Below are 1,913 nucleotides of genomic sequence, written 5' to 3'. Positions count from 1 at the left end.
AATTCCACAGCAAAGATCAGCATTCCCAAACTAATCTTGAGCAATGGTGTTGGCATGAGCAGGCTGGCTAAAAGCTGGGCTCTAATTTCTAGGAATTACTGTATCGTAGTTTACAATTTACCCTTGGTCGGGTAAGGTAGGAGATGTTACCATCTCCTCCTCCCCTAAGAACCGGACTTGAGACTTTCGCACTCATCCGGCTCAAGCCTATTCAGTCCACCCGGGAATGTAGATGCTTGTGCTTGGCTTTATGACAGTGTCGATGTAGAATTGTTAGGTTCTTAGCACTGTTATTGCCTCCATCCCTGATTGGAAGGATGTGATGTACCTCGAACGCTTCATTCATACAGATTGGTAGTCCGCATATGGGGCATTTTCCTTTCTGTCTTGTGTAGACTTGTTCGTATTTACTGCCTTTGGCGAATTTGGTTTTACCCCATTTCGTCTGGCGTTTATGCCAATATTCTGTTAGTGTTGGGTCAAATGGTGAATTTGTTCCTTTTACCTTCTCATATCGGATTATTGGTACATCTTTGGCAGCGTTGATCAGAATTTCTTCCCTTTTCCTTTTACCGTTGGTTTTGGCGTATGGGTTGTGGGGGTCTTTGTCAACCGTTGTGTAGTATTTCCGTTTAATCCATTTCCATGGCTTCAAAGGATGTTTACGCCTTAGAAACCTGTATATGGCGTCTAATACCTCTTTCCTGATTTTCTGGAATGTTTTCTTGGAGCATACGAATCGGTAGTAATTTAACCATCCCCTGATTTTGGAGTTCAGTCTTTTTAATACCGTATCGAAGCTTAACACTCTTGCCTCATTCTTGAGATATCCCCGTATCTTGGCTAGGAATTCTTTGGTTTCCTTCTTACCGGGTTTTATGAAGCAGGAGTAACTCTCTTCTTCTTTTGGCCTGGCGTTTGGTGAAGGTGTCCTTTTTGCATTAGGTCTGGCGTTAATTCTCATTTTGTGAGCCTTTCGTTCATACCTGTTGCTTCCTATCCGAAGAGTTGTGCTTTTGCTTTGTCGTATATCAAATCCGAGGAATGAGAATCCCTCTTTTCTGATGTCTCTGATTTGGGTTTTTTGTTTGTTTAGGGTCAGTCCTCTTTGTTTTAGCCAGCTTTCTAACATTGGAATTAAATCTTCGAGATTCTCCTTTGTCTGACTGGTTATGACGAAATCATCTGCGTATCTAGCAAATTTATACTTATTCACCTCCCTCTTTCTGTTCGTCATCTTGTCCTTGTTCCTGGTTTTATACTCGATGGTTACCATGGGTTTTGATATCCATTCTTGTATTCCGTCAAGGGCTATATTTGCGCTTTTATGGGCTTATTATTCCCCCTTGAGGTGTCCCTGTTTCGGTTTCATGGAATTTAGTTTCTTCCATGTACCCTGCCTTTAACCATTTCAATACGACTTCCCTTTTTGGGAATCCTTTAATCTTATCCATTATGAATTCATGGGAGATGTTATCAAATGCGGCTTTGATGTCGGCATCTAGTACCCATCTGTGTGTACTCCCTTTCTTCAAAGTGGAAAAGATGTCTTGGATAGCATCGTGGCAACTTCTTCCGGGTCGGAATCCATAACTTCCCGGTTCAAAATTCACTTCAAATACCGGTTCATATGCCATTTTTAGGATGGCTTGACCTATTCGGTCGTTTATGGTGGGTATTCCTAAAGGTCTCTTTTTACCGTTCCGTTTAGGGATGTATACTCGTTTAGTTGGGTTTGCTTTACTCCAGTTCCACTTCTTAATTAGGCTGGTTCTCTGTCTATGAGTTAAGGCCGTTATTCCATCTACTCCAGCAGTTCCTCTTCCTTTGTTAATCTGTGTTACCCTTTGTATCGCCAGTAGTAATGCTGATTTGCTGTTTATTAACAATTTCATCAGATTTACTACCTTTTT

The 1,913-nt window shown here is 41.5% G+C and carries 2 protein-coding genes; both read right to left on the bottom strand.

Annotated features, from left to right (window positions below):
- Nucleotides 1-211 precede the first annotated feature (211 nt).
- The gene (locus tag F6K53_RS38910) at nt 212-1,276 is read right to left on the bottom strand and encodes a group II intron maturase-specific domain-containing protein (protein WP_293085216.1); all 1,065 of its coding nucleotides are present in this window, start codon (nt 1,274-1,276) and stop codon (nt 212-214) included.
- Nucleotides 1,277-1,325: 49 nt separating this feature from the next.
- Nucleotides 1,326-1,913 (bottom strand): reverse transcriptase domain-containing protein (locus F6K53_RS38905; RefSeq protein WP_293085214.1); only part of this gene is annotated, 588 nt, incomplete at its 5' end.

The organism is Moorena sp. SIO4A1, from assembly GCF_010672065.1.
Taxonomy (GTDB): domain Bacteria; phylum Cyanobacteriota; class Cyanobacteriia; order Cyanobacteriales; family Coleofasciculaceae; genus Moorena.
This window is presented reverse-complemented; position numbering and strand designations above follow the sequence as displayed.